Origin of the sequence: Mesorhizobium sp. M4A.F.Ca.ET.020.02.1.1 (genome assembly GCF_004022645.1) — a bacterium.
Taxonomy (GTDB): Bacteria; Pseudomonadota; Alphaproteobacteria; order Rhizobiales; family Rhizobiaceae; genus Mesorhizobium.
In genome coordinates, this window is sequence record NZ_RZOI01001113.1 from 1 (window position 1) to 1,292 (window position 1,292).

General features: G+C 62.6%; 1 protein-coding gene. It reads right to left on the reverse strand.

Annotation, left to right across the window (positions count from 1 at the left end; all coding sequences use genetic code 11):
• Positions 1 to 1,292: Qat anti-phage system ATPase QatA (qatA, locus tag EN742_RS35280; RefSeq protein ID WP_245492483.1), on the reverse strand; the 1,292-nt coding region annotated here is incomplete at both ends.

Below are 1,292 nucleotides of genomic sequence, written 5' to 3' on the forward strand. Positions count from 1 at the left end.
CCTTGCCACCCTTCGAGGTCACCTTCCGCTCGAGGATCGAGATGGTCTTGGAGCCGTCAGCGGACGCGTCGCGGGCGATCGCGTTGAACAGTTCCGGGGCGAATCGCTCCGCCAACATCAGCTTGGCCAAGACGGATTGCTTGATATCGTCCTGGAAGCCGCGCTCGCTGGCGATCTCGACGCGCAGGGCCATGGTGTTGACGAAGCGTTTGATCTGCCGGGGATTGCCGTGGGCGCCCTCGGTTAGGATCGGCGTAATCTCCGCCGCAAGCTGCAGGGCGGCATCCAGATCGGAGGGTATGGACCCCAGCCTCGCCTTGATTTTGTCTCGGTCGAAGCCGGTGCCCAGCCAGGGCCGCTGCAAGGCCTTGCGCGCCACCTCGAGCAGGCTCTTGAACTCCACCGAACTGTCGCTGACGCCGGAGGCCAGATAGAGCAGCAAGGTGAGATAGACCAAGGTCTCCGACGCGCCAAGTGCCGGCATGCGGAACGGAACCTGGATCAGTTTTTCCAAGTAGTTGCGCGCGTAGCTTGTAGGCCCCGCCGCCGCCGGGAGATCGGGAAAGTGGTTGCGCACGGCATATTCAATCATGCCCTCGTCAGCGGCGATGACGAACGCCGCGTTCGGCACGAACAAGAACAGGCGGATAGCCTCCAGCGTGGCGATCGCCGTCTGCGGGAGGCATCGATCGAGGTCGTCGATCAAGACGATCAGCCGGTCGACCTTGGCGCGCTCCAGCAGCTCCTCGAAGTCTTCGCGAAAGGCGTGCATCCGTTGCGGCGTCGTCTCGGAAGGTGCGGCCTCCTTAAAATGCTCCGCCGCACCGTCCATGACCTTGTTGAACACGTCGCCGGTCAGGTAGGCCTTGGGATCGCTAATCACCTTGCCCGCGATCGAACCAATCCCCTGGATCAGGTCCGGACCGGGGATCCCGGTCGCCATGGTGAACGCCAGGCTGCCTGCGGTGCGGGCGGCCTTCATCCAGTTGACGGCCTTCAGGACGTCCCAGGCCTTGTCCGCCACCTTGGCGATCCCGGACCTCTCCTTGAGGAGGGCTGCGACGATCGTCTCGATCAGCACCGCCTTCGCGTCGTCGTATCCCTCAAACAGCCAGCCGTTGAACCGGACACACAGGGTGTCTGTCTGTCCCTTGAATGCCGACTCAATCATCAGCAGCGTGCTGGATTTGCCCGCTCCCCAGTCGCCGTGCAACCCGATCGTCAACGGTTCCTTCGACTTCTGCCTGATCAGCTTGACGACCGTTTTAGCGACCGTCTCGTAATACTGTCTC